The organism is Aquabacterium sp. OR-4 (genome assembly GCF_025290835.2).
Taxonomy (GTDB): Bacteria; Pseudomonadota; Gammaproteobacteria; order Burkholderiales; family Burkholderiaceae_C; genus Pseudaquabacterium.
The window spans coordinates 804,452-825,940 of the sequence record NZ_JAOCQD020000001.1 but is presented as its reverse complement, the minus strand read 5'-3'; the positions used below and the strand labels follow the sequence as shown (position 1 = coordinate 825,940).

The window sequence follows — 21,489 nt, the reverse complement described above, 5'->3', positions numbered from 1 at the left end:
ACCGGTTTATCGGCAGGGCAGGCCCGCCGCCATAGGGCGCGGCCTCGTAACGCTTTGCGTCAGGCGTGTGGACTTGCACGCCCTTCGCGCGCCGCGCGGCTCAAGTTTTGGCTCGCGCTGCCGCCGGCCCCATGCGGGGGTGCGCGGCCCCCTCGGGGCGCCGAAGCGACGTGCGGGCGCCGCCCTCAGCTGGCGGCTTCGTCGCGCGCCAGGCTGTCCAGGTGCGACTGGTCGTTCCAGCCCACCAGCGTGAGGCCCTGCGGCGTGTGCAGCAGGCGGTTCACCGCCGCATTGCCCAGCTGCCAGGTGCGTGGCGCGTCCAGCGGCAGGCGGGTGGCGGCGCGGTACAGGCAGTCGAGCACGCCGCCATGGCACACCAGGGCCACGGCCTGGCCGGCATGGGCCAGCGCCACGCGCTCGACGGCGGCCACGCAGCGTGCGTAGAAGCCGGTCAGGCTCTCGCCACCCTCGGGCGCGGCAAAGCCGGCATCGCGCGCCTTCCAGCGCGCCGACCAGTCGGGCCAGCGAGCCTCGATGTCTTCGTAGGTGTGGCCTTCCATCGCCCCGAACGCCCGCTCGCGCAGCCCGGGCTCGGCCGCCACCGGCAGGCCCAGCGGCGCGGCCAGGGCCTGGGCGGTCTGCCAGGCGCGGCCCAGGTCGCTGGCCACCACGGCCTGCAGGCCCTCGTCGCGCAGGGCTTCGGCCAGGCTGGCGGCCTGGCGCTGGCCCAGCGCGTTGAGCGGGATGTCGAGCTGGCCCTGCAGCCGGCGCTCGACGTTCCAGGCCGTCTCGCCGTGGCGGATGGCGATCAGGCGGGTGGGGTCAGACACCGGCGCGGGCCCTCATGGGCGCAGCCGGCGGTTGAGCGTGTAGGTGCCCGACAGCGTGGCCGCGTCCAGCACATGGCCGGCCAGCGCGCCGCGCAGCGCGCCGCCGTCGAACGGGCCCTCGACGGCCAGGCGCGGCACGTCCAGCGCATACAGCGCAAACAGGTAGTGGTGCACCAGCGAGTCGTTGAACGGCGGAAACGGGCCGTCGTAGCCGAAGTAGCAGCCGGCGAGTTCGGCATCGGCGGCGAACCAGGCGGTGTAGTCGTTGCGGCCGTGGCGCACGCCCTCGCCCAGGCCCATGGCCGGTGCCGCCGCCGGGCCCGGCTTGCCGCGTGGCGTGAAGCCGCGGCTGCACTGGCCTTCGGCCAGCCCGGTCAGCGTGGGCGGCAGATCGACCAGCAGCCAGTGGAAAAAGTCGATGCGCGGCAGGTCGGCCGGCACTTCGCGGTCGGGCTGGTTCACGTCGTCGGGCCGGCTGGGCACGTCGAAGTCGTGGCACATCAGCACCAGCGAGCGGGTGCCCGCCGGCAGATCGGCCCATTGCAGCGGCGGGCTCAGGTTGTCGCCGAACAGCACGCTGCCGTCGGCGGCCAGGCGGCCGGCGGCAAAGCGCTCGGGAATGCTTTCGCCGTTGGCCCAGGCCTCGCTCCAGAGTCTCATGGTCGGTACTGCCTTCGTGATCTCAGCGCCGGCATGGCCGCGCGGCCCTCAAACGCCCCACACCACCGGCACCTCGGCGGCGGCGGCGCGGCGCAGCATGTCGACCATCGGCCACATGCGCTGGCGCAGGCCCACGCCCTCGGCGGGCGCCAGGCTCTCGCCGCGGGCCTCGGCCTCGCGTTCGGCCTGGGCGCGTGCGGCCTCGGCGGCCAGCACCGCCTGCTCGATGGCGGCCATGGCTGCGGCCATGGCCGCCGGCTCGACGATGCCCTTGGCCGCCGGCTCGCGGCCCAGCAGGCGCAGCAGCGCGTCGCCATGCGGCGCCAGCATGATCAGGTCGGGCGTGGCCTGGCTCTTGAACTTGTAGATCACGCGGTGGGCTGCGGTGGTGGCGGTCGGGTGTGACATTCTGCCCCGCCCGGGCCGCCTGTGCCCGGCCGGTCAGCGCATCAGCGCACCAGGCTCAGGCGCGGCCGGGTGCGGTCGCGGCTGGCGCGCACGCGGTCGACAAAGGTCTCGGCGTCCAGCGCCGGGGCATACAGGAAGCCCTGAAACTCGTCGCAGCCGGCATCGGTGAGGAACATGCGCTGCGGCTCGGTCTCCACGCCTTCGGCAATCACCGTCAGGCCCAGCGCCTGGGCCATCTGCACGATGGCGCGCACGATGGTGGCATCGCTCTCGTCGGCCGGCAGGGCCTTGACGAAGCTGCGGTCGATCTTGAGCCGGTCGATCGGGAAGCGCTTCAGGTAGGCCAGGCTGGAATAGCCGGTGCCGAAGTCGTCGATGGCCATGCGCACGCCCAGCGCCGACAGCTGCGACATGCGCGCCAGCGCCTCGTCGGCGTCGTGCACCAGCAGGCTCTCGGTGAGCTCGAGCTCGAGCAGCTCGCCCGGCAGCTCGTGCTCGCGCAGCACGGCACCCACCCGCTCGATGAAGTCGGCCTGCTGGAACTGCAGCGCCGAGACATTGACCGACACCGGCAGCTCGAGCCCGGTGCTGCGCCAGGCCGCGGCCTGCTGCACCGCCTGGGCCAGCACCCAGTCGCCGATGGCGATGATGAAGCCGGTTTCTTCGGCCACCGGAATGAACTGCCCGGGCGAGACCTCGCCCAGCTCGGGATCACGCCAGCGGATCAGCGCCTCGGCGCCGATCACGCGGCCGGTGGTCAGCTGCACCTGCGGCTGGTAATGCAGGCGAAAGCGGTGGCTGGCCAGGGCCTGGCGCATGGCATGGTCGATGCGCATGCGCTGGCGCAGGTTGGCGTCGTGCTGCGGCTGGTGGAAGCGGAAACACGCGCGCCCGCCCTGCTTGGCGCGCAGCATGGCGCTCTCGGCATGGCGCAGCAGGTGGTCGGCGTCGTTGGCATCGCCCGGAAACAGCGCCACGCCCACGCTGCAGGTCTGGGTGAACTGCAGGCCGTCCACCGCCATCGGCTGGGCCACCACCTCCAGCGCACGGCGCGCGGTGGCCTCGGCGGCCCGGCTGTCGGCCTCGTGCACCAGCACGGCAAACTGGTCGCCGCCCACGCGGGCCACCAGGTCGCCCTGGCGCAGGCAGCCCTTCAGGCGCTCGGCGGTCTCGCCCAGCACGCGGTCGCCCACCTCGTGGCCGAGGCTGTCATTGATCTGCTTGAAGCGGTCCAGGTCCAGCAGCAGCAGCGCCAGCGAGCCCCCCGCGCGGCGCGCCTGGCGCAGCGACTCGGTGATCGTGGCCACCATCTGGCGGCGGTTGAACAGGCCGGTCAGTGCGTCGGTGGTGCTCAGCGCCTCGATGCGCTGGCCGGCGCTGACCAGCTCGGTGTGGTCGCGAAAGCTCCACACCCGGCCGCAGGGCCGGCCATGGCAGTGCTGCGGCCGCGTGACGCGCTCGATCACCTGGCCCGAGTGCAGCGTGATGCGCTCGGTGGCCTGCAGCAGCGTGGCCTCCTGGATCGCACCGATGCGGCGCTGGTAGGCCTCAGGCTCGTCGACGCTGCGGCGCATCCAGTCGTACACCGCCTCGTCCTGGCGCTCGGTGAGCAGGCTCTCGGGCAGGCCCCAGATCTGCGCGAAGCGGCGGTTGAAGGCGCGGATGCGGCCGGCCAGGTCGGTGACCAGGATGCCGTCGGCGGTGGATTCAAGCGTGGCCTGCAGCTCCGACAGCAGCAGCTCGCGCTCGTCCTGCTGGCGCTGGGCCTCGCTGCGGTCGTGCACCACCACCAGGTAGTGCGTGGCCCGTGCCGCGGCGGGCTGGACGGCGGGGTCGGGTCCGGGTTCGGCGCCGTGCCCGGATGCGTGCGCGGCGTCGGGCTCGGCCAGGATCGGCTGCACGCGGCGCGTCACCTGCACCAGGCGGCCGCTGGCATCGACCAGCACGGTGTCCGAGGCCAGCGCATCGGCATGGCCGTGCTGCACCTCGTCCCAGAAGGCCTGGTCTTCAGGCGTGGCAATCAGCGCCTGGGCCCGCTGGCCCAGCACGCCGGCCGCCGCACGCCCCAGCAGCCGCAGGGCGGCCGGGTTGGCGGCGCACACGGTGAGGCCCGAGGCCTCGACCAGCCAGGCCGCATCGGGCAGCGCGGCGAGCACCGCGGACCACGACGCGCCGGCAGGCGCGGCGGTACCCGTGTTTGCGCCGGCAGGCGCGGCGGTGCCCACGCTGGCGCCGGCAGGCGCGGCGGTGCCCGTGTTTGCGCCGGCAGGCGCAGCCACCCCCGCGCCCGGCGGCGCCGCCGCGCCACCGCCCGACGCGTCAGGCGACTGGTAGGGAACGAGGGCGCGACTCACGCAGCCAGCTCCTCCGCCGCGGCACCGTTGGCAGCAGCCAGCGGCTCGAAGAAGTACACCATGCGCTGGCGCGGCGACAGGTAGTCGCGCACCGCCGCGGGCAGCTGCAGCGGCTTGAGGCTGCGGCGGATGCCCAGGTTGTGCTCGCGGTCCAGGCTCAGCAGCAGCGCCTCCTCGGGCGGCACGGCCGGATCGCACACCAGCACCCGCGGCTTGAGCGGGCGGGTGGAGTTGACGCTCACCACGGTGGCGTAGCGGTCGTCGGTGAGCTGCACCACCGAGCCCGGCGGGTAGACCCCCATCATGCGCACGAAGGCATTGAGCATCGACGCGTCGAACTTGGTCTTGCACTGGGCAAAGATCATCGACAGCGCCTCGTGCGGCGTCAGCGCCTGCGCCGCGTGGCGCGGGTTGCACAGCTTGTCGTAGCGGTTGACCAGGGCCACGATGCGCGCCGGCCCGCCCATGCGGTCGAGGATCAGGCGCTGCGGAAAGCCGCTGGCGTCGGCCATCTCGTGGTGCTGGGCAATGACCTGCAGCGCGCCCTCGCTCAGGCCCATGCGCCGGCCCTGGGCCACGCCCAGGCCCACATGCTCGCGGTACAGCGCCTGCTCGCTGGGGCCGCAGCGGTCGTCGTCGTGGCGGGCGCGCTCGGGCAGCTCGAGCTTGCCGATGTCGTGCATCAGCGCGCCCACGCCCATGTCGAGCATGTCCTCGGCCGGAAAACCGAACACCCGGCCCATCAGCAGCGAGACCACGGCCACGTTCAGCGCATGGCCGGCCACGGGGTCGCAGCCGTCGTCGGACAGCACGCGCACGCACATGTCCTGGTCGACCATCATCTTGTCGAGCAGCGCGCGCGTCAGGCCCTCGGCGATCTCGCGCGACTGCTGCGGCGTGCTGCTGACCAGGCGCGCGGCCTCGGCCCAGGCATCACGCGCCTCGCCCACCTGGCGCTGGCACAGGGCCTGCGCCTCGCGCTGCGCCGCCAGCGCCACACGCTGGCGCGCGCGCTCAAGGGCCACCGGCGCGCCGGCGCCCGGCGCCGCAGGGCCGGCCGCAGCGGCGCCCCGCGGGCCGCCGGGCGGGGGCGTGCCGCCCGCGGCGCTGGCGTTGCCGGCCGCGCTGGCACCGGCTTGGGCCGGTGCGGCGCCCCCCGTCGCGGCGCGCGGGCTGGATGCGCTGGGGGATGGCGCCTGGCCCGCGCCCGCCACGGCGGGCGGGCGGCCGGGCGCCAGGCCCTTCTGGGCGGCAAGCGCGGGGGCGGCAGGCTTGGCGGCGGATGTGGCGGCGGCGGCCTGGGCGGCCGGCGGCACCGGCGCCGCATTGACGGTGGTGGCCGGCGCAGCGGTGGCCGGATGGACAGGCGCGGTGGTGACTTCGGTGGTGGCCGCAGGGGTGGCCGCCGTGGTGGCCGCAGGGGTCGCCGCCGTAGTGGCCGCAGGGGTGGCCACACTGTCGCTGTTGGCCGCCGTGTCGGCCGGCGCAGCCGGGCTGGCTGCGGCCTGGGCCGGTTCGGCCGCGGTGGCCGGCAGCGTGCTCGGCCCATCTTGCGGCCGGCTCTTTTCAGGGCTCCAGCGGAACTGGCGTTTGCCCAGCGCGCGGATCTGCTCGATCTGCTCGGGGCTGGTGATCATGAAACTCGAGAGCGCAAAGGGATGCGCCCACCACCCCAGATCGAGGTGGATGAACATCCCGACCCGCAGGCCCCCAACGTCGACCATCGTCGCCATGCTGATTGATCTCTCGCGAATGCACACTGCCACGGGCCACGCCCGCTTGTGCTGCTGTTTCGGCAGACCTGAGGCCCGACTTGAACGCCAGGGCGAGTGACACGCCCTGGCGTGCATTGCGTCACGCCGACGCGGCCGGTCCGGTGCCGGCGGCCGCGCTCAGCGCGCGCCAGCGGCTGGGTGCATGCCCTGTGTGGTGGCGAAAGAAGCGGCTGAAATACCCGGCATCCGCAAAGCCCAGGCCCAGCGCCACCTGCTTGATGCTGAGCGTGGTGTAGGCCAGGTCGCGCTGCGCCTCGAGCAGCAGGCGGTTGTGCAGCACCGCCAGCGCCGCATGGCCCAGCACCTGGTGGCACACGCGGTTGAGCTGGGTGGGCGTGATGCCCACCTCGGCCGCCAGCGCGGCCAGCGCCGGCTGCTGGCGGAACTGCGCCTCCACCAGCGCGCGGTAGCGCCGCACATGGGCCGTGGCACGGGCCGGACCGGTGGCGGATTCGGCACTGCGGCCCGGCAGCGCCGGCGCGGCGCGGCCCAGCGCCACCGCCAGCTGCAGCAGCGCGGCGTCGAGCATCAGGTCGCGCCAGGCCTCGGCCGCGCGGAACTCGGCCTGCAGCCGCGCCAGCGCCTCGGCCACCGCGCGCGCGGCCGGCGCCTGCGCGCTGGGCCAGGCCAGGTGCCGGGCCTGCATCAGCGCGGCGGCCAGTGCCGGCGTGGCGGCCAGGCGCTGCGCCAGATGCGCCTCGAGCACGGTGAGCACCAGACCGTCGATGCCGGGCTCGAAGCTGAAGCCATGCGGCACCAGCGCCGGCACCAGCAGCACGCAGGGCCCGCGCAGCGCCAGCGCCCGGCCCTCCAGCTGGGCCTGGGCGCGGCCGCGGGCGATGTACAGAATTTGAAACAGCACCGCATGCCGGTGCGGGCGGATCTCCCAGTCGTGGCGGCTGCTGCGGCTGGCGATGTCTTCGCAGTGCAGCCAGTCCACCGCCTCGGTGCGCCCATGCTCGCCATAGAGCGCATAGCTGGGCAAGCCGGGTGGCGCGGCGGCGGCGGGGCTGGCCGGCGGCCCGGCCTGGGGGCCCGGCAAGGCATCTTCGGCGGCATGGGATGGGCGCTGGGGCATGTTCGAATTGTTCAAGTGCTGGCCGATTGTGTCCATTGCCGGCCCGGCCCCTGCGCGCTGACACTCTTGAGCATCGTCAAGCAGCACAACGGAGACATCGCCATGCAGACCACCCAGGTTGCCATCGTCGGCGCCGGCCCCTCGGGCCTGCTGCTGGGCCAGTTGCTGGCCCGCTCGGGCATTGCCAATGTGGTGATCGAGCAGCGCAGCGCCGACTACGTGCTGGGCCGCATCCGCGCCGGCGTGCTGGAGCACACCTGCACCGATCTGCTCGAGGCCGCCGGCGTCTCGGCCCGCCTGCACGCCGAGGGCCTGCCGCACGACGGCGTGTGCCTGTCCTTCGACGACCGGCTGCACCGCATCGACCTGCTGGGCCTGACCGGCAAGCGCGTCACGGTCTACGGCCAGACCGAGGTCACGCGCGACCTGATGGACGCCCGCCGTGCCGCCGCGCTGAGCACCGTGTACCAGGCCGACGAGGTGCGCGTGCACGACTTTCTCGATGGCAGCGCACCGCGTGTCACCTGGGTGCAGGACGGCCAGGCCCACGAGCTGCGCGCCGACTTCATCGCCGGCTGCGACGGTTTTCACGGTGTCTGCCGGGCCAGCGTGCCGGCCGAGAAGATCGCGCTGCACGAGAAGGTCTACCCCTTCGGCTGGCTGGGCGTGCTGAGCGACACGCCGCCGGTGCACGAGGAGCTGATCTACGCCCACCACCCGCGCGGCTTTGCGCTGTGCAGCCAGCGCAGCCACACGCGCAGCCGCTACTACGTGCAGTGCAGCCTGGACGACAAGGTCGAGAACTGGAGCGACGAGGCCTTCTGGAACGAGCTGCGCCTGCGCCTGCCGGCCGAGGTGGCGGCGCGGCTGGTCACCGGCGCGTCGATCGAGAAGAGCATTGCGCCGCTGCGCAGCTTCGTGGCCGAGCCGCTGCGCTTTGGCCGCCTGTTCCTGGTGGGCGATGCCGGCCACATCGTGCCGCCCACCGGGGCCAAGGGCCTGAACCTGGCCGCCAGCGACGTGGGTTATCTGTGGCAGGCGCTCGAAGGCTTCTACGCCGGCCGCCGCGGCGAGATCGACCATTACTCGCAGCGCGCGCTGGCGCGCATCTGGAAGGCCGAGCGCTTCTCGTGGAGCATGACGCTGCTGCTGCACAGGTTTCCCGAGAACGGCAGCTTCGGCGCCAGGATGCAGCGCGCCGAGCTCGACTACCTGTTCAGCTCGCAGGCCGCCATGACGGCACTGGCCGAAAACTACGTCGGCCTGCCGATGTAGTGCCCTGCCGCTGGCTGGCAGGCCGCATGCGACAGGCGGCGGGAACTCCCTGCGCGCAGCGGGGTCGGTGAGCTCATGCTCTCATCGCGCGATGCCCGCCATGCCCACTGAACCCCGCCCCGCCATGCCGCCACGCTGGCGCGCCCGCACCGCCCTGGCCACGCTGGCGCTGGCCGGCGCCGGCCTGCTGGGCGGCTGCGCCACGCTCGACGAGAAGCAGCGCGAGTGGATCTTCCAGCCCGGCGCGCGCACCTGGGCCGGTGGCCAGGCCGCCGCCCAGGGCATGCAGGACGTGTGGATCGACTTCCACAGCGCCGAGGCCGGCCAGGCGGCGCGCCTGCACGGCCTGTGGCTGGCCCAGCCGCAGGCCGACGCGCCGGTGCTGCTGTATCTGCACGGCGCGCGTTTTGATGTGCGCGGCAGCGCGCCGCGCATGCGCCGGCTGCACGAGCTGGGGTTTGCCGTGCTGGCGGTCGACTACCGCGGCTTCGGCCAGAGTACGCCCGCCCTGCCCTCTGAAACCCTGGCCCACGAAGACGCCCAGGCCGCCTGGCGCTGGCTGGCGGCGCAACACCCGCAGGCCCGGCGCTACCTGTTTGGCCACTCGCTGGGTGGCGCCATCGCGGTGCGCCTGGCCGCCGAGACCGCCGACGTGGCCGGCCTGATGGTCGAAGGCAGCTTCACCTCGATCCCCGACGTGGTGAAGAACTTCGAGTACGGCTGGCTGCCGCTGGCGCCGCTGATCACCCAGTGCTTCGACGCCGCCGAGCGCATTGCCGCGGTCAAGGCGCCGGTGCTGGTGGTGCATGGCAGCGCCGACCGGCTGATCCCGCCGGCGCTGGGCCAGGCGCTGTTCGAGCGCGCCACCGCGCCCAAGCGCTTCGTGCTGGTGGAAGGCGGCTCGCACCACAACACCAACAGCGTGGGCCTGGCCCAGTACCGCGAGGCGGTGGCCGGGCTGTTCGGCATCGGCCTGCGCGCCACCAGCCCGGGCCCGTGATCGGCCGCCGCGCGGCGGCCATCAGGTGCTGCCCCGATGGCAAGCCGGCCGGGCCGGGCTAGCGTGGCGGCAACCCCTGTTGCCACCCGCCGGAGCCCCGCCATGCTGCCCCCTGCCCTGCGCCGCCACACCCTGGCCGACCTGCTGCGCCGCACCGCGGCGCGCCACCCGCACAAGCCCGGCATCGTCTGCGGCGAGGTGGCCTGGACCTGGGCGCAGTTTGCCGATGTGGTCGAGCGCCTGGCCGCCGGCCTGCACCGCCAGGGCGTGGCCCAGGGCGAGCGCGTGGCCGTGCTGGCGCGCAACTCGCACGGCTTTGCCGCGCTGCGTTATGCGCTGGCGCGGCTGGGCGCGGTGCTGGTGCCGGTGAACTTCATGCTCACGGCCGACGAGGCGGCATACATCCTGCGCCACAGCGGCGCCCGCCTGCTGGCGGTGGACAGCGGCCTGGCCGCACTGGGCCGCGCCGCCGCCGCGCGCGACACCGGCGTGGTGCAGCTGGTGTGGATTCCCGGCGAGCAAGGCAGCGCCTGCCCCGACGACTGCCTGGACTTCCACGCGCTGGCCGACACCGACGCCGCCGCCCATCCGGCGCCCGAGATGGCCTTCGACCGCGATCACCTGCTGCAGATCGTCTACACCAGCGGCACCGAGAGCCTGCCCAAGGGCGCCATGCTGACCCACGGCGCGGTGATCGACCAGTACCTCAGCTGCATCGTCGATGGCGAGATGGCGGCCGGCGATGTGGTGCTGCACGCGCTGCCGCTGTACCACTGCGCGCAGCTCGACGTGTTTCTGGGCCCCAGCGTGTACCTGGGCAGCACCAGCCACATCACCAGCCAGCCCACGCCCGACAACCTGCTGACGCTGATCGCCCGGCACCGCATCACGCAGTTCTTCGCGCCACCCACGGTGTGGATCGGCCTGCTGCGCCACCCGCTGTTCGACGAGGTCGATCTGCGCTGCCTGCGCAAGGGCTACTACGGCGCGTCGATCATGCCGGTGGCGGTGATCGAGGAGCTGATCCGCCGCGTGCCGCAGATGCGGCTGTGGAATTTTTATGGCCAGACCGAGATCGCGCCACTGGCCACCGTGCTGGGCCCGGACGACCAGCTGCGCAAGCCCGGCTCGGCCGGCCGCGCCGCGCTGAACGTGGAAACCCGCGTGGTCGACGACGACATGAACGACCTGCCGCCGGGCACCGTGGGCGAGATCGTGCACCGCAGCCCGCAACTGCTGCAGGGCTACTTCAACGACCCCGAGCGCACGGCCGCGGCCTTTGCCGGCGGCTGGTTTCACAGCGGCGACCTGGGCGTGCTGGACGCCGACGGCTACCTCAGCGTGGTCGACCGCAAGAAGGACATGATCAAGACCGGCGGCGAGAACGTGGCCAGCCGCGAGGTGGAGGAGGCGCTGTACCGCCACGACGCGATCAGCGAGGTGGCCGTGGTGGGCCTGCCGCACCCGCGCTGGATCGAGGCCGTCGCCGCGGTGGTGGTGCGCAAGGCCGGGCGCGGGCTGGGCGAGGCCGAGGTCATCGCCCACGCCGCCCAGCACCTGGCGCCGTTCAAGTGCCCCAAGGCCGTGCTGTTTGTCGACGCCCTGCCCAAGAACCCCAGCGGCAAGCTGCTCAAGCGCGAGCTGCGGCTGAAGTTCGAAGGGCATTTCGGTCATTGACGCCCTCCCCCGAAGCGGCTTCGCCGCCGCCCCCCAGCGGGCGCCGCCAGCGAACCGGCAAAGCCGGATCCGCGGCGACCGCTGGGCTGCGCCTCGATGACGCCCACGTGCTTGGCGCTGGCATCATCAGACGATGCTGATCACCATCGCCCCTGACGTCCGCCTGTTCGTCGACATCGAAGGCCCGGGCTGGGTACCCGACGGGCCCCGCCTGCGCGAAAAACCCACGCTGATCCTGCTGCACGGCGGGCCGGGCTACGACCATTCCAGCTTCAAGCCGATCTTCAGCCAGCTGGCCGATGTGGCGCAGATCGTCTACGTGGACCACCGCGGCCATGGCCGCGGCAGCCGCCGCCCGGCCGACGAATGGACGCTGGACACCTTTGCCGACGACGTGGTGCGCCTCAGCGACGCGCTGGGCATCGAGCGGCCCATCGTGCTGGGCCAGAGCTTTGGCGGCATGGTGGCGCAGCGCTACCTGGCGCGCCACCCGGGCCACCCGGCCAAGGTGGTGCTGTCGTCCACCGCGGCGCGCTTCAACCTCGGGCGCAAGCTGGCCATGTTCGAGCGCCTGGGCGGCCCGGCCGCACGCGCGGCGGCTGAAGCCTTCTGGACGGCGCCGGGCGAGGCCAGCTGGGCCGCCTACCAGGCCGCCTGCATGCACCTGTACAACCCCACGCCCGGCAAGCCCGAGGCGCGCCAGCGCAACCTGTTCAACGAGCAGATCCTCTACACCTGGTCGGCTGCCGAGTTTCCGGTGATGGACCTGCGCCCCGGCCTGGCCAGCGCCACATGCCCGGTGCTGGTGATGGCCGGCGCACTCGACCCGGTGACCCCGATCGACGACGCCCGCGAGATCTTCGACGCCCTGCCCGCCGCCCACCGCCAGTGGGCCGAGTTTGCGCAGGCCGGCCATGGCGCCTGGCGCGACATGCCCGAGGCGGCGATGGCCGTGCTGCGCGGCTTCATCCAGGGCTGAACCGGCCTGGCGGCGGCCGCGGATACACGGCGGCGGCAGCAGCGGATACACGGCGGCAACATGCCCCGCCTACATTGCGCCGCCTGTGCACCGCCCCGCCACCACCATCTCTCCCGCCGCGCCCCGGCGCTGCCTGCTGGTCGATGACGACCCGGTGATCCGCACCGAGCTGGCCGCCTACCTGCCGCGCTTCGGCCTGCAGCTCGACACGGTGGCCCATGGCCAGGCCATGCGCATGGCGCTGGCCGCCGCGCCGGTGCAGGCCCTGCTGCTGGACCTGATGCTGCCCGGCGAGGACGGGCTCAGCCTGTGCCGCTGGCTGCGCCGCCAGGCGCCGCCGCTGCAGAACCTGCCGGTGCTGATGCTCACCGCCCAGGGCGACGCCACCAGCCGCGTGCTGGGCCTGGAGCTGGGCGCCGACGACTACCTGCCCAAGCCCTTCGAGCCGCGCGAGCTGGTGGCGCGCCTGCAGGCGCTGCTGCGCCGCGCCCATGGCCAGCTGGGCCAGGGCGGGCTGCAGCAGGCCACCCATGTGGCGGTGGGCGGCTGGCTGTTCGACCGGCTGAACCGCACACTGCGCACGCCGCAGGGCCTGAGCCTGGCGCTGTCGGCCGCCGAGAGCCGGCTGTTCACCGCCTTTGTGGCCCATCCGCGCCTGCTGCTCACGCGCGACCGCCTGCTGCAGCTGACCCGCAGCGAAGCCGGCGATGCCGGCGACAGCCGCGACGCCGCCGAGCCGCGGCTGCGCGCCGTCGATCTGGCGGTGTCGCGCCTGCGCGCCAAGCTCGAGGCCGGCGCCCAGGCCGCGCCGATGATCCTGACCCTGCGCGGCCAGGGCTACCTGCTGGATGCCGACATCACCCGCGCCTGAGCTGCCGCTGCCCGAGCGCGGGCCCGGTGACCCGCCCGAGCCGCCGGCACGCTGGTGGAGCGACACCCTGGCCAAGCGCCTGTTCGCCTGGCTGTGGGTGGCGCTGGTGGTGAGCCATGTGGTGGCCATCGTGCTCACGCATGCGGTGTTCGGCTCGCCGCACCGGCTGCGCCTGGCCAGCATGCCGGTGCTGCCGGCCCTGCCCCCCACGCCGGGCCTGCACGACACGCCGCAACGCCTGGGTGCGCAGCTGGCCGCGCAATGGCAGGCCCCGGCCGGGCCCGCCACGGCCGCCATGGCCGCCGCGGCAGCGCCCGCCGGCCCGCCGCCGCTGCCCACCCGGCACCTGCTGCTGGACTACCTGCTGCGCACCCTGCTGCTGGCGGCCTTTGCCTGGGCCGGCGCGCGCTGGCTGGCGAGGCCGATGGGCCAGTTGTCACAGGCCGCGCGGCGCCTGGCCGCGGCCCCCGGCAGCGCCACGCCACCGCGCCTGGCCGAGACCGGCATGGCCGAGGTGCGGCGCACCGCGCATGCCTTCAACCGCATGGCGCAGCAGCTCAACCGCCATGTGCGCGAACGCGAGCTGACCATGGCCGCCATCTCGCACGACCTGCGCACGCCGCTCACCCGCATGCGCCTGCGGCTCGAGCGCCTGCGTGCCCAGCCCGGCGCCGAAGCCTGCATTGCCGATGTGCGCGAGATGGACGCGCTGATCGGCCAGGTGCTGGCGCTGCTGCGCGACGCCCAGGCCGCCGAGCCGGCCACGCTGCTCGACCTGCCGGCGCTGCTGCAGGCCCTGCTCGACGACCGTGCCGAGCTGGGCGCCAGCGTCAGCCTGCAGCACGGGCCGCCCGGCGCGCCGCCGGATGCACCCAAGCACCCAACACCAGAACTGCGCGACTCGGCAAGCACCAGCGGCCACAGCGGTACCACCGACACCACCGACACCACCGACATCACCGGCACCTTCGGCACCCTCGGCACCCCCGGTGCCGTGCTGGCCCCGCCGCTGAGCCTGCGCCGCCTGCTCGACAACCTGCTCGACAACGCCATCCGCCATGGCAGCCGGGCCGATGTGCGGCTGTGGCGCAGCGGGCCGGCGCACTGGACCGTCCGCATCGACGACCGCGGCCCGGGCCTCAGCGCCACCCAGCTGCACCGCGCCCTGCAGCCCTGGCAGCAGCTGGGTGCCGGTGCGCCGGCCGATGCCCGTGGCGGCAGCGGCCTGGGCCTGTACATCGCCGACCAGCTGGCGCGCGGCCTGGGGGCCACGCTGCAGTGGCGCAACCGCGCCGGGGGCGGGCTGAGCGTCAGCCTGTGCCTGCCGCTGGGCGTGGCGGGTGCGGCCCCGGTGGCCTCACAGCGGCACTGAGGTTTGCACTTCGCCGGCAAACATGTCGGCCCCGACACGGGCACGCAGCCCGCGCGCAAAGAACGGTTTCCAGAATGCGGCGCAAGGCGAAGCGCCGTTGCCCTGGGTCAAGCCCGGTTCCGATGGCGGCTGCGCCTGCCACCGGTCCACCTTGTCCAGCCTTTCGGAGCCACGCCCCGCCATGAACCCGCGCGTCCCATCCCGCAGCACCGCCCTCGCCGCGGCTGCCTCGCTTTGTCTGCTGGCCCTGGTGGCCGCCTGTGGCGGCGGCAGCGGCGGCAGCACCTCCAGCGCCTCGGCCGACAGCAGCACCAGCGCCGCCGCCGCCGCGGCCGAAACCGCCACCATGAGCGCCACCGCCGCGCGTGGCGCCACCACCAGCGCACCGGTGATCGGCACCCAGCCGGCATCACAGGCGGTGGCGGCGGGCGCCAGCGTGAACCTGCGCGTGGCCGCCTACGGCGCCGCCACGCTGAGCTACCAGTGGTTCAAGGACGGCGCGGCGATCAGCGGCGCCACCGCCGCCACCTACACCCTGGCCGCAGCGGCCACCGAGCATGCCGGCAGCTACCACGTGGTGGTCAGCAATGCCAAGGGCACGGCCACCAGCGCCAGTGCCACGCTCAGCGTCACCGCCAACCTGGCCGCCGGCGGCCTGGGCGCCGCCACGCTGAGCGCGGCACAAGGCTTCATCGCCACGCTCAGCAGCAGCCAGCAAGCCAGCGCCGTGCTGGCCTGGAACCTGGACACCGCACGCCACTGGTCCAACCTGCCGGCGGCCATGGTCTCGCGCAACGGCCTGGCCTGGTCGGGCCTGAGCACGGCGCAAAAGACCGCCGCCCGCAACCTGATCGCCACCGCGCTGGGCAGCGCCGGCGCGCAGCTGCTGATCGGCATGCAGGCGGCCGACAACTACCTCTACAGCATCGGCGGCGGCTCGACCTACGGCGAAGGCAACTACTACCTGTCGTTCCTGGGCACGCCCTCGGCCAGCGGCTTCTGGATGCTGCAGGTCACCGGCCACCACCTGACCTACAACGTGGCCTTCAACGGCAGTGTCAAGTCGACCACGCCGATGTTCCTGGCCATCGAGCCCAAGGCCACGTTCAGCCATGCGGGCGTGAGCTACGACCCGATGCTGGCCCAGCGCAGCGCCATGGCCAGCCTGGGCACGGCGCTCACCGGCTACGGCGCGGCCAAGCTGGCCGGCACCTATGGCGACCTGCTGTTCGGCGCCAACGGCACCGGTGGCATCGACGGCAGCTGCCCGCATGCGTACGGCGGCGTCACCGAGCGCGGCCTGCCGTTCAGCAGCCTGTCGAGCGCGCACCAGGGCCTGGCCAAGGCGGTGATCGAGGCCTATGTGGCCACCCAGGCCAGCGAGCATGTGAGCGAGCTGCTGGCCGCCTACCTGAGCGACGCGGCCCTGGCCCAGACCTACGTGGCCTACGCCGGCAACGGCACGGTCAGCACGCGCGGCGACTACTTCCGCATCGACGGCCCGCGGGTGTGGATCGAGTTCTCGGTGCAGAACGGCGTGATCGTGGCCAACGACATCCACTTCCACACCATCTGGCGAGACAAGACGGCCGATTACGGCGGCCTGTGCACCAGCGCTGCCAGCGCAACCACTGCGGCCACGGCGGCCACGGCGGCCACTGCGGCCACCGCAGCCGCCGCCACCTCCTGAGCCCCGGCGCTTCAACCCCCTTTTTCAGACGAGTTCATCCATGCGCTTGACACCCACTCTCCTGGCCCTGGCGGTCGCCGGCTTTGCGCTGCAGGCGCAGGCCCAGTTCGCCCCTGGCGGCCCCACGCCCGGTGGCACGCCGCCTGGCGGCACCACCCCCGGGGGCGGCACGCCACCCGGCGGCACCACACCCGGCACCGGCACGGCCGCGGCCACGCTGGTGGGCAGCACCGTGACGGTGAGCTACCTCTACCCCGACACCGCCAGCGCCCTGGTGGCCAGCAGCGCCACGGTGGATGCCAGCGCGGTGGAGTTCGCCTGCCCCGACACCACGCTGGCGCTGTGCGACTCGACCTCCGGCCTGGGCGCCGGCCTGGTGGATGGCGAAAGCCTCGACATCGGCGCCACCACCCTCACCGGCACCCTGCTGGCCAGCTTTGACGCCAGCGCCGGCACCAGCTTCAACGGCCTGGTGTTCAGCGGCCTGAGCCTGGGCAGCGGCTACACGTTGGCCGGCTTCACGCTCAGCACCAACATCGTGGGCCTGGACAGCAGCGACATCAGCTACACCGCCAGCAGCCTGTCACTCAACCTGATGGGCCTGGACCCCAGCGTCACCACCGACGGCTCGGCCGTTGGCAGCTTCACCATCACGCTGCTGGCCAGCGCGGTGCCCGAGCCCGAGCCCGCCGCCCTGCTGGCCGCCGGCCTGCTGACGCTGGGCCTGCTGCGCCGCAAGGGGGGGCAGGCACGCAGCAACGTGGCGGCGGCAGTTCGCTAGCGCTGCACCCACACCACCGCACTGCGCCCCGGCACCTCGAAGCGGCCGCGGGCCGCGTCCACCGTGGCCTGGCGGCGCAGCCGTGCGTCGGCGGCGCCAGGCGCGGCCAGTACCGGGTGCAGCTGCCAGCGCTGGCCGGCGGCGCCGGGCAGCTGGATGGCCTGCGCCTCGGGGTGGGTGTTGAGCAGCAGCATCAGCCGCCGCCAGCCGGCGCCGGCCAGGCCGCGGCCATCGAGCTCGGCCACCACCAGGGCAGGGTTCTGTGCCGGGCCGGTGTCGTGAAACACCAGCCGCTGCTGCACCGCGTCGGCCGTGCGCAGGCGAAACAGCGTGCTGCTGCGGCGGATGGCCAGCCAGTCGCGCAGCGCCTGGCGCGCCAGCGCAATGTCGGCCGGCTGCGCCTTCAGCGCCGCATCGGCCAGGCGCGGTGCCATCAGCGCATGCAGCGCGGCGTTGTCGGCCGCCGGTGGCAGGCCGCTGCCGAAGTGGTGGGTCTGGCCGCTCCAGTCGAGCCGGTTGAACCAGTCGCCCGAATCGAAGCTGTTGCCGTCCAGGCTCTTGCTGCGCAGCAGGTCGACGCCGGCATGAAAGTAGGGCACGCCCTGGCTGATGGCGGTGATGGCCAGTCCCAGCACCTGCACCCGCGCGCGCTCGGCCGACGCGGTGGCCAGCGGCAGCTTGAAGGCGTTGCTGTCCCACAGCGTGGCGTTGTCGTGGTTCTCCACGTAGTTCACCACCTCGTCGGGCTGGGCCGCGTAGCCGGCGCCGGGGCGGCCGGCGTACAGCATCTCGGCGCCGCTGCGCCGCACGCCGTCATGGCCGGTAAAGCGGTAGCCGGCCAGCGTGCCGGCCAGGCCCAGGCGCAGCAGGTCGGCGGCGGCCAGCAGCTCGCGGCGCTGCGCCTCGGCACCCTGGCGCGCCGACACCGCGTTGGGCGCCGTGCCCAGGCCGTTGAGCCAGCCCTGGCGGCCGATCACCGCCTCGCCGGCATCGCCCACGCCGCCGCCGCGCAGTGCGTCGCGGGCGCGGTCGCTGAAGGTGGCGATGGCGGTGCCGGCCAGGCGGCCCTGGGCGGCCTGCACGAAGCGTGCGCCGTCGGCCACCTCGCCAAAGTTCCAGCCCTCGCCCAGCAGCTGGATGTCGCGGCCCAGCTCGGCACGCAGCTCGGCCTGCAGGGCCAGCATCTGCTCGCGCGGCTGGTGGCCCATCAGGTCAAAGCGGAACGAGTCGATGCGGTGGTGGCGCGCCCACAGCCGCACCGAGTCGCGCATCAGCCGGCCCATCATCGCGTGCTCGGTGGCGCTGTTGTCGCAGCAGGTGCTGCGCTCGACCACGCCCTTGGCGTCGAGCCGGTGGTAGTAGCCGGGCACGATGCGGTCGAGCACCGAATGCGGCTGCTGGCCGCTGGCCGACAGGTGGTTGTAGACCACGTCCATGCCCACGCGCAGGCCGGCGGCATGCAGCGCCATCACCATCTGGCGGAACTCGCGGATGCGCACCGCGCCATCGCCGGCACTGCTGGCGTAGCTGCCCTCGGGGGCATTGAAGTGCAGCGGGTCGTAGCCCCAGTTGAAGCAGTCGCGCGCGGCCGTGGCCATCACCGCGGCCTGCTGGGCCAGGCTGTCGGGCGGCGCCTCGGGCACGGCGGGCGTGACGCAGCCCTGCTCGGGCACGGTGGCCAGGTCGAACACCGGCAGCAGGTGCACATCGGTCAGGCCGGCGCGGGCCAGGGCCCGCAGGTGGCGCATGCCGGTGCTGCCGGGGTGCGCAAAGGCCGCGTACTTGCCGCGCTGGGCGGCGGGCACGCCGGCATCGTCGCGCGAGAAGTCGCGCACATGCAGCTCGTAGACCGCCATCTCGGTGTTGGCCGCCAGCGGCCGGCCCCGCGGCGCGCTGGCCCAGCCACGCGGCGCCAGCTGCGGATCGTCGAGCCGGCCGATCCAGCCGAGCTGTGAATCGGCCGACAGGCTCAGCGCGTACGGATCGGTGACCCGCTGGCGCAGCAGGCCGTGGCCGGGCACGTACACATCCACCAGGTAGCGGTAGTTGCGGCCGCGGTGGTCGCCAGGGGCCGTGAGCTGCCAGACGCCGCTGCCGGCCTGCAGCGCCAGCGGCTGCACGGCCTGCGCCGCGGCCTGCGGGCCGGCATGCAGGCACACCGCCACCTGGCGCGCCGTGGGTGCCCACAGCGCAAAACGGGTGGCAAACGGCGTGCGCAGCGTGGGCGTGGCGCCCAGTGCGGCGGCCAGGTCGGGCGCACCGGCCCTGGCGGCCGTTGGCGCGGCGGCAACGGGCGGGCTGGCCGTTGCCGCGCTGGCATACAGCGCGTCCAGCGCGCCGGCGGCCTGCAGGCGGGTGGCCGCCAGGATGCGGCCGGCGGCGTCTTCCAGCACCAGGCGCAGCTGGCCGCGGTGCAGGCTGCGCAGCGCCTCGGGCGTGGCGGCCTCGGGCGGCAGCTGCCAGCGCGCGCCAGGCAGCAGATGGGCAAAGCGGGTGGCCAGCGCGGCCGGCAGCGCCGTGCGGTCGGGCTGCAGCACCCAGGCCAGATCGGCCCCGCCGGCGCTGCCGCCGGGCTCGGTGTGCAGCGTGGGCCCGGCGGCCCACAACAGGCGGGCGCGGCCCTCGCCGGCGGCGGCGGGTGCCGTGCCGGGCCATTGCAGGCGGGTGGCATCGAGCCAGATGCCGCGCGCCTCGGGCAGGGCCTGGGCTTCGGGCTGCAGCGTGCCGGCGATGCCGGGGGCATCGCAATCGGCCAGGCTCATGGCCGGCAGCGTGGGCAGCGCGGGCAGGGCCTGGCCCTGCGCGCTGGCCACCGCCAGGGCCCCGCCAAAGCTAGCAAAACTACGAACCCATGCACCCAAACCAAACACTGCCATAGAGACTTTCTCGGAGAGCCGTGGAAGGCCGCGACCGATAAAGTGTAGTTTCACTACAAACCAGAGTCTCTCCATGCGAACACCAAGTCGCCTGTGCCGGGCCGCCGCCGGGGCCCTGGCCCTGCTGTGGGTGGCTGGTGCCGCCAACGCCAACGCCGGCACCAGCGCCGCCACCAGCACGACCACCAGCACGACCACCAGCACGGCCACCAGCACGGCCACGCCGCCCTGGCCCGACACCCGCCCGGTGCCGGCACGCAGCGCCGAGCGCGGGCTGAAGCCGCTGCCGCCGCACTGGCAGCACGGCGCGTTCATGGAGATCTTCGTGCGCGCCTATGCCGACAGCAACGGCGACGGCATCGGCGACCTGCGCGGCCTCATCGGCAAGCTTGACGAGCTGCAGGCGCTGGGCATCCGCGGCATCTGGCTGATGCCGATCACCGCCAGCGGCGACCACGACCACGGCTACGCCACCACCGACCACCGCGCCATCGAGCCGGCCTACGGCACGCTGGCCGATCTGGACGAGCTGGTGCGCCAGGCCCGCCAGCGCGGCATCGGCATCATCATGGATTACGTGGTCAACCATGCCGCGGCGGCGCATGCGTTTTTCGTGGCGGCGCGCGCCAATCCGGCCAGCCGCTGGCGCGACTGGTTCGTGTGGGCCGACGGCGAGCGCCCGCGCGGCTGGGACATCTGGGGCCAGGACCCCTGGTACCACCTGGCCAGCGCGCCCTGGGATTTCAACGGCGATCCGAAAGCCCTGCCGCGCCCCGACGACACGGCACGCGGCTTCTACTTCGCCACCTTCGGGCCGCACATGCCCGACTTCAACCTGCGCCACCCGGCCGTGCTGCGCTACCACCGCGACAGCCTGCGCTTCTGGCTCAACCGCGGGCTGGCCGGCTTTCGGCTGGACGCCGTGCCGCACCTGATCGAGAACAGCGCCAAGGACTGGAACGACCAGCCCGAAAGCCGGCGCATCACCAAAGGCCTGCAAGACCTGATCCGCGCCTACCCGCGCCGCCATGTGGTGTGCGAGGCCACCGCACAGCCGCAGGCCTGGGGCGACCCGGCCGTGTGCGGCGGCGCGTTTGCGTTCGGCTACACCCAGCACTTCGTGGGCGCGGCCATGGGCCGGCCCGAATCGGTGGCCGAGCTGGCGCGCTACTACCGCAGCGCGCGGCCCGGCATGGCCAGCTTTGTCTCCAACCACGACATCTTTGCCGGCCAGCGCCTGTGGGACCAGGTGGGCGGCGGCACGCCCGGCTGGCAGGCCCGCTACCAGCTGGCCGCCGCCGGCTACCTGCTGCAGCCCGGCACACCCTTCATCTACTACGGCGAAGAAGTGGGCCAGGCCGGCGTGGCCGAGCTGCCCGGCGATCTGCCGCTGCGCGCCCCCATGAGCTGGACGGCCGACACCGCCGACGGCCGCAACACCGGCTTCAGCACCGGCACGCCCTTCCGCCCGCTGGCACCCAACCGCGCCACGCACAACCTGCAATCGCAGCGGCAGCAGGCCGACTCGCTGTGGCACTTCTACCGCGCCATGATCGGCCTGCGCAACACGCTGCCCAGCATCGCCCGCGGCCGCTTCGAGCACAGTTTTGCCGACGGCCTGCTGCTGGGCTGGCAGCGCGCGCTGGGCCGCGAGCGCACGCTGGTACTGATGAACTACGCCACCACGCCCGGCCAGGCCCGTGTGCCCGGGTTGCCGCGCGGCGCACGCCTGCAGGCGCTGTGGCCGGCCGATGCGCCGCCCGCCGCGGCCGATGGCAGCGGCCAGGCCCAGGTGGCGCTGCCGGCGCAAAGCCTGCGCGTGTACCGCGTGATCGGGCGCTGAGCCCCGCGGGCCGCGCCCGG

16 protein-coding genes are annotated in these 21,489 nt (G+C 73.5%); 9 read left to right on the top strand and 7 right to left on the bottom strand.

Translation table 11 applies throughout. The features are described from left to right. Positions 1–185: 185 nt before the first annotated feature. The 6 genes from N4G63_RS03430 to N4G63_RS03405 form a co-directional block, all read right to left on the bottom strand. Positions 186–830 (bottom strand): histidine phosphatase family protein, encoded by a 645-nt coding sequence (locus N4G63_RS03430; protein ID WP_260788768.1) that lies wholly within the window; start codon positions 828–830, stop codon positions 186–188. Between the two features lie 12 nt (positions 831–842). Then, the gene (locus tag N4G63_RS03425) at positions 843–1,490 is read right to left on the bottom strand and encodes a YbhB/YbcL family Raf kinase inhibitor-like protein (protein WP_260788769.1); all 648 of its coding nucleotides are present in this window, start codon (positions 1,488–1,490) and stop codon (positions 843–845) included. Between the two features lie 48 nt (positions 1,491–1,538). Further along, the gene (locus N4G63_RS03420) at positions 1,539–1,898 is read right to left on the bottom strand and encodes a DUF1840 family protein (protein ID WP_314599351.1); all 360 of its coding nucleotides are present in this window, start codon (positions 1,896–1,898) and stop codon (positions 1,539–1,541) included. Positions 1,899–1,939: 41 nt separating this feature from the next. Continuing rightward, positions 1,940–4,252, bottom strand: a complete 2,313-nt coding sequence (locus N4G63_RS03415) for a putative bifunctional diguanylate cyclase/phosphodiesterase (RefSeq protein ID WP_314599350.1) — start codon at positions 4,250–4,252, stop codon at positions 1,940–1,942. Beyond that, on the bottom strand, positions 4,249–5,976 hold the full coding sequence (locus N4G63_RS03410) for a cyclic di-GMP phosphodiesterase (protein WP_314599349.1): 1,728 nt from the start codon (positions 5,974–5,976) through the stop codon (positions 4,249–4,251). The genes N4G63_RS03415 and N4G63_RS03410 overlap by 4 nt, the downstream gene beginning before the upstream one ends. A gap of 130 nt (positions 5,977–6,106) precedes the next feature. Then, entirely contained in the window at positions 6,107–7,105 is a 999-nt protein-coding gene (locus tag N4G63_RS03405) for a helix-turn-helix domain-containing protein (protein ID WP_314599348.1), read from the bottom strand. A 102-nt stretch (positions 7,106–7,207) separates the two neighbouring features. On the opposite strand from N4G63_RS03405, the gene pobA reads away from it, so the two are divergent. From pobA to N4G63_RS03365, 8 genes are all read left to right on the top strand, one after another. After that, complete coding sequence (gene pobA, locus N4G63_RS03400) at positions 7,208–8,380, top strand: 4-hydroxybenzoate 3-monooxygenase (protein WP_260788773.1); 1,173 nt, start codon at positions 7,208–7,210, stop codon at positions 8,378–8,380. Between the two features lie 100 nt (positions 8,381–8,480). Further along, positions 8,481–9,380 (top strand): alpha/beta hydrolase, encoded by a 900-nt coding sequence (locus tag N4G63_RS03395; RefSeq protein ID WP_314599347.1) that lies wholly within the window; start codon positions 8,481–8,483, stop codon positions 9,378–9,380. Positions 9,381–9,482: 102 nt separating this feature from the next. Next, positions 9,483–11,057 carry an acyl-CoA synthetase gene (locus tag N4G63_RS03390; RefSeq protein WP_260788775.1) on the top strand — a complete coding sequence of 525 codons (1,575 nt, stop codon included), beginning with the start codon at positions 9,483–9,485 and terminating at the stop codon, positions 11,055–11,057. A gap of 133 nt (positions 11,058–11,190) precedes the next feature. After that, positions 11,191–12,036 (top strand): alpha/beta fold hydrolase, encoded by an 846-nt coding sequence (locus tag N4G63_RS03385; RefSeq protein ID WP_314599346.1) that lies wholly within the window; start codon positions 11,191–11,193, stop codon positions 12,034–12,036. Positions 12,037–12,121: 85 nt separating this feature from the next. After that, positions 12,122–12,907, top strand: a complete 786-nt coding sequence (locus tag N4G63_RS03380) for a response regulator transcription factor (protein ID WP_260788777.1) — start codon at positions 12,122–12,124, stop codon at positions 12,905–12,907. Further along, a complete protein-coding gene (locus N4G63_RS03375) occupies positions 12,885–14,279 on the top strand; it encodes an ATP-binding protein (RefSeq protein WP_260788778.1) in 1,395 nt (464 codons plus the stop codon). The genes N4G63_RS03380 and N4G63_RS03375 overlap by 23 nt, the downstream gene beginning before the upstream one ends. A gap of 181 nt (positions 14,280–14,460) precedes the next feature. Then, entirely contained in the window at positions 14,461–15,969 is a 1,509-nt protein-coding gene (locus N4G63_RS03370) for a DUF3500 domain-containing protein (protein ID WP_260788779.1), read from the top strand. Between the two features lie 46 nt (positions 15,970–16,015). Continuing rightward, positions 16,016–16,750, top strand: a complete 735-nt coding sequence (locus N4G63_RS03365; protein WP_314599345.1) for a hypothetical protein — start codon at positions 16,016–16,018, stop codon at positions 16,748–16,750. Here N4G63_RS03365 and N4G63_RS03360 read toward each other — a convergent pair. Continuing rightward, a complete protein-coding gene (locus N4G63_RS03360; protein ID WP_314599344.1) occupies positions 16,747–19,626 on the bottom strand; it encodes an alpha-1,6-glucosidase domain-containing protein in 2,880 nt (959 codons plus the stop codon). The two genes, N4G63_RS03365 and N4G63_RS03360, sit on opposite strands and share 4 nt — an antisense overlap. A gap of 73 nt (positions 19,627–19,699) precedes the next feature. Here N4G63_RS03360 and N4G63_RS03355 point away from each other — a divergent pair, with 73 nt between their 5' ends. Further along, positions 19,700–21,469 carry an alpha-amylase family glycosyl hydrolase gene (locus N4G63_RS03355; RefSeq protein ID WP_314599343.1) on the top strand — a complete coding sequence of 590 codons (1,770 nt, stop codon included), beginning with the start codon at positions 19,700–19,702 and terminating at the stop codon, positions 21,467–21,469. Positions 21,470–21,489: the final 20 nt, after the last annotated feature.

Excerpts from the sequence above, each read along its gene's own strand:
- N4G63_RS03405 (WP_314599348.1), bottom strand. The coding sequence starts at position 7,105 with ATGCCCCAGCGCCCATCCCATGCCGCCGAAGATGCCTTGCCGGGCCCC.
- N4G63_RS03390 (WP_260788775.1), top strand. The coding sequence starts at position 9,483 with ATGCTGCCCCCTGCCCTGCGCCGCCACACCCTGGCCGACCTGCTGCGC.
- N4G63_RS03370 (WP_260788779.1), top strand. The coding sequence starts at position 14,461 with ATGAACCCGCGCGTCCCATCCCGCAGCACCGCCCTCGCCGCGGCTGCC.
- N4G63_RS03410 (WP_314599349.1), bottom strand. The coding sequence starts at position 5,976 with ATGGTCGACGTTGGGGGCCTGCGGGTCGGGATGTTCATCCACCTCGAT.
- N4G63_RS03355 (WP_314599343.1), top strand. The coding sequence starts at position 19,700 with ATGCGAACACCAAGTCGCCTGTGCCGGGCCGCCGCCGGGGCCCTGGCC.
- N4G63_RS03385 (WP_314599346.1), top strand. The coding sequence starts at position 11,191 with ATGCTGATCACCATCGCCCCTGACGTCCGCCTGTTCGTCGACATCGAA.
- N4G63_RS03425 (WP_260788769.1), bottom strand. The coding sequence starts at position 1,490 with ATGAGACTCTGGAGCGAGGCCTGGGCCAACGGCGAAAGCATTCCCGAG.
- N4G63_RS03375 (WP_260788778.1), top strand. The coding sequence starts at position 12,885 with ATGCCGACATCACCCGCGCCTGAGCTGCCGCTGCCCGAGCGCGGGCCC.
- N4G63_RS03360 (WP_314599344.1), bottom strand. The coding sequence starts at position 19,626 with ATGGCAGTGTTTGGTTTGGGTGCATGGGTTCGTAGTTTTGCTAGCTTT.
- N4G63_RS03420 (WP_314599351.1), bottom strand. The coding sequence starts at position 1,898 with ATGTCACACCCGACCGCCACCACCGCAGCCCACCGCGTGATCTACAAG.
- N4G63_RS03395 (WP_314599347.1), top strand. The coding sequence starts at position 8,481 with ATGCCCACTGAACCCCGCCCCGCCATGCCGCCACGCTGGCGCGCCCGC.
- pobA (WP_260788773.1), top strand. The coding sequence starts at position 7,208 with ATGCAGACCACCCAGGTTGCCATCGTCGGCGCCGGCCCCTCGGGCCTG.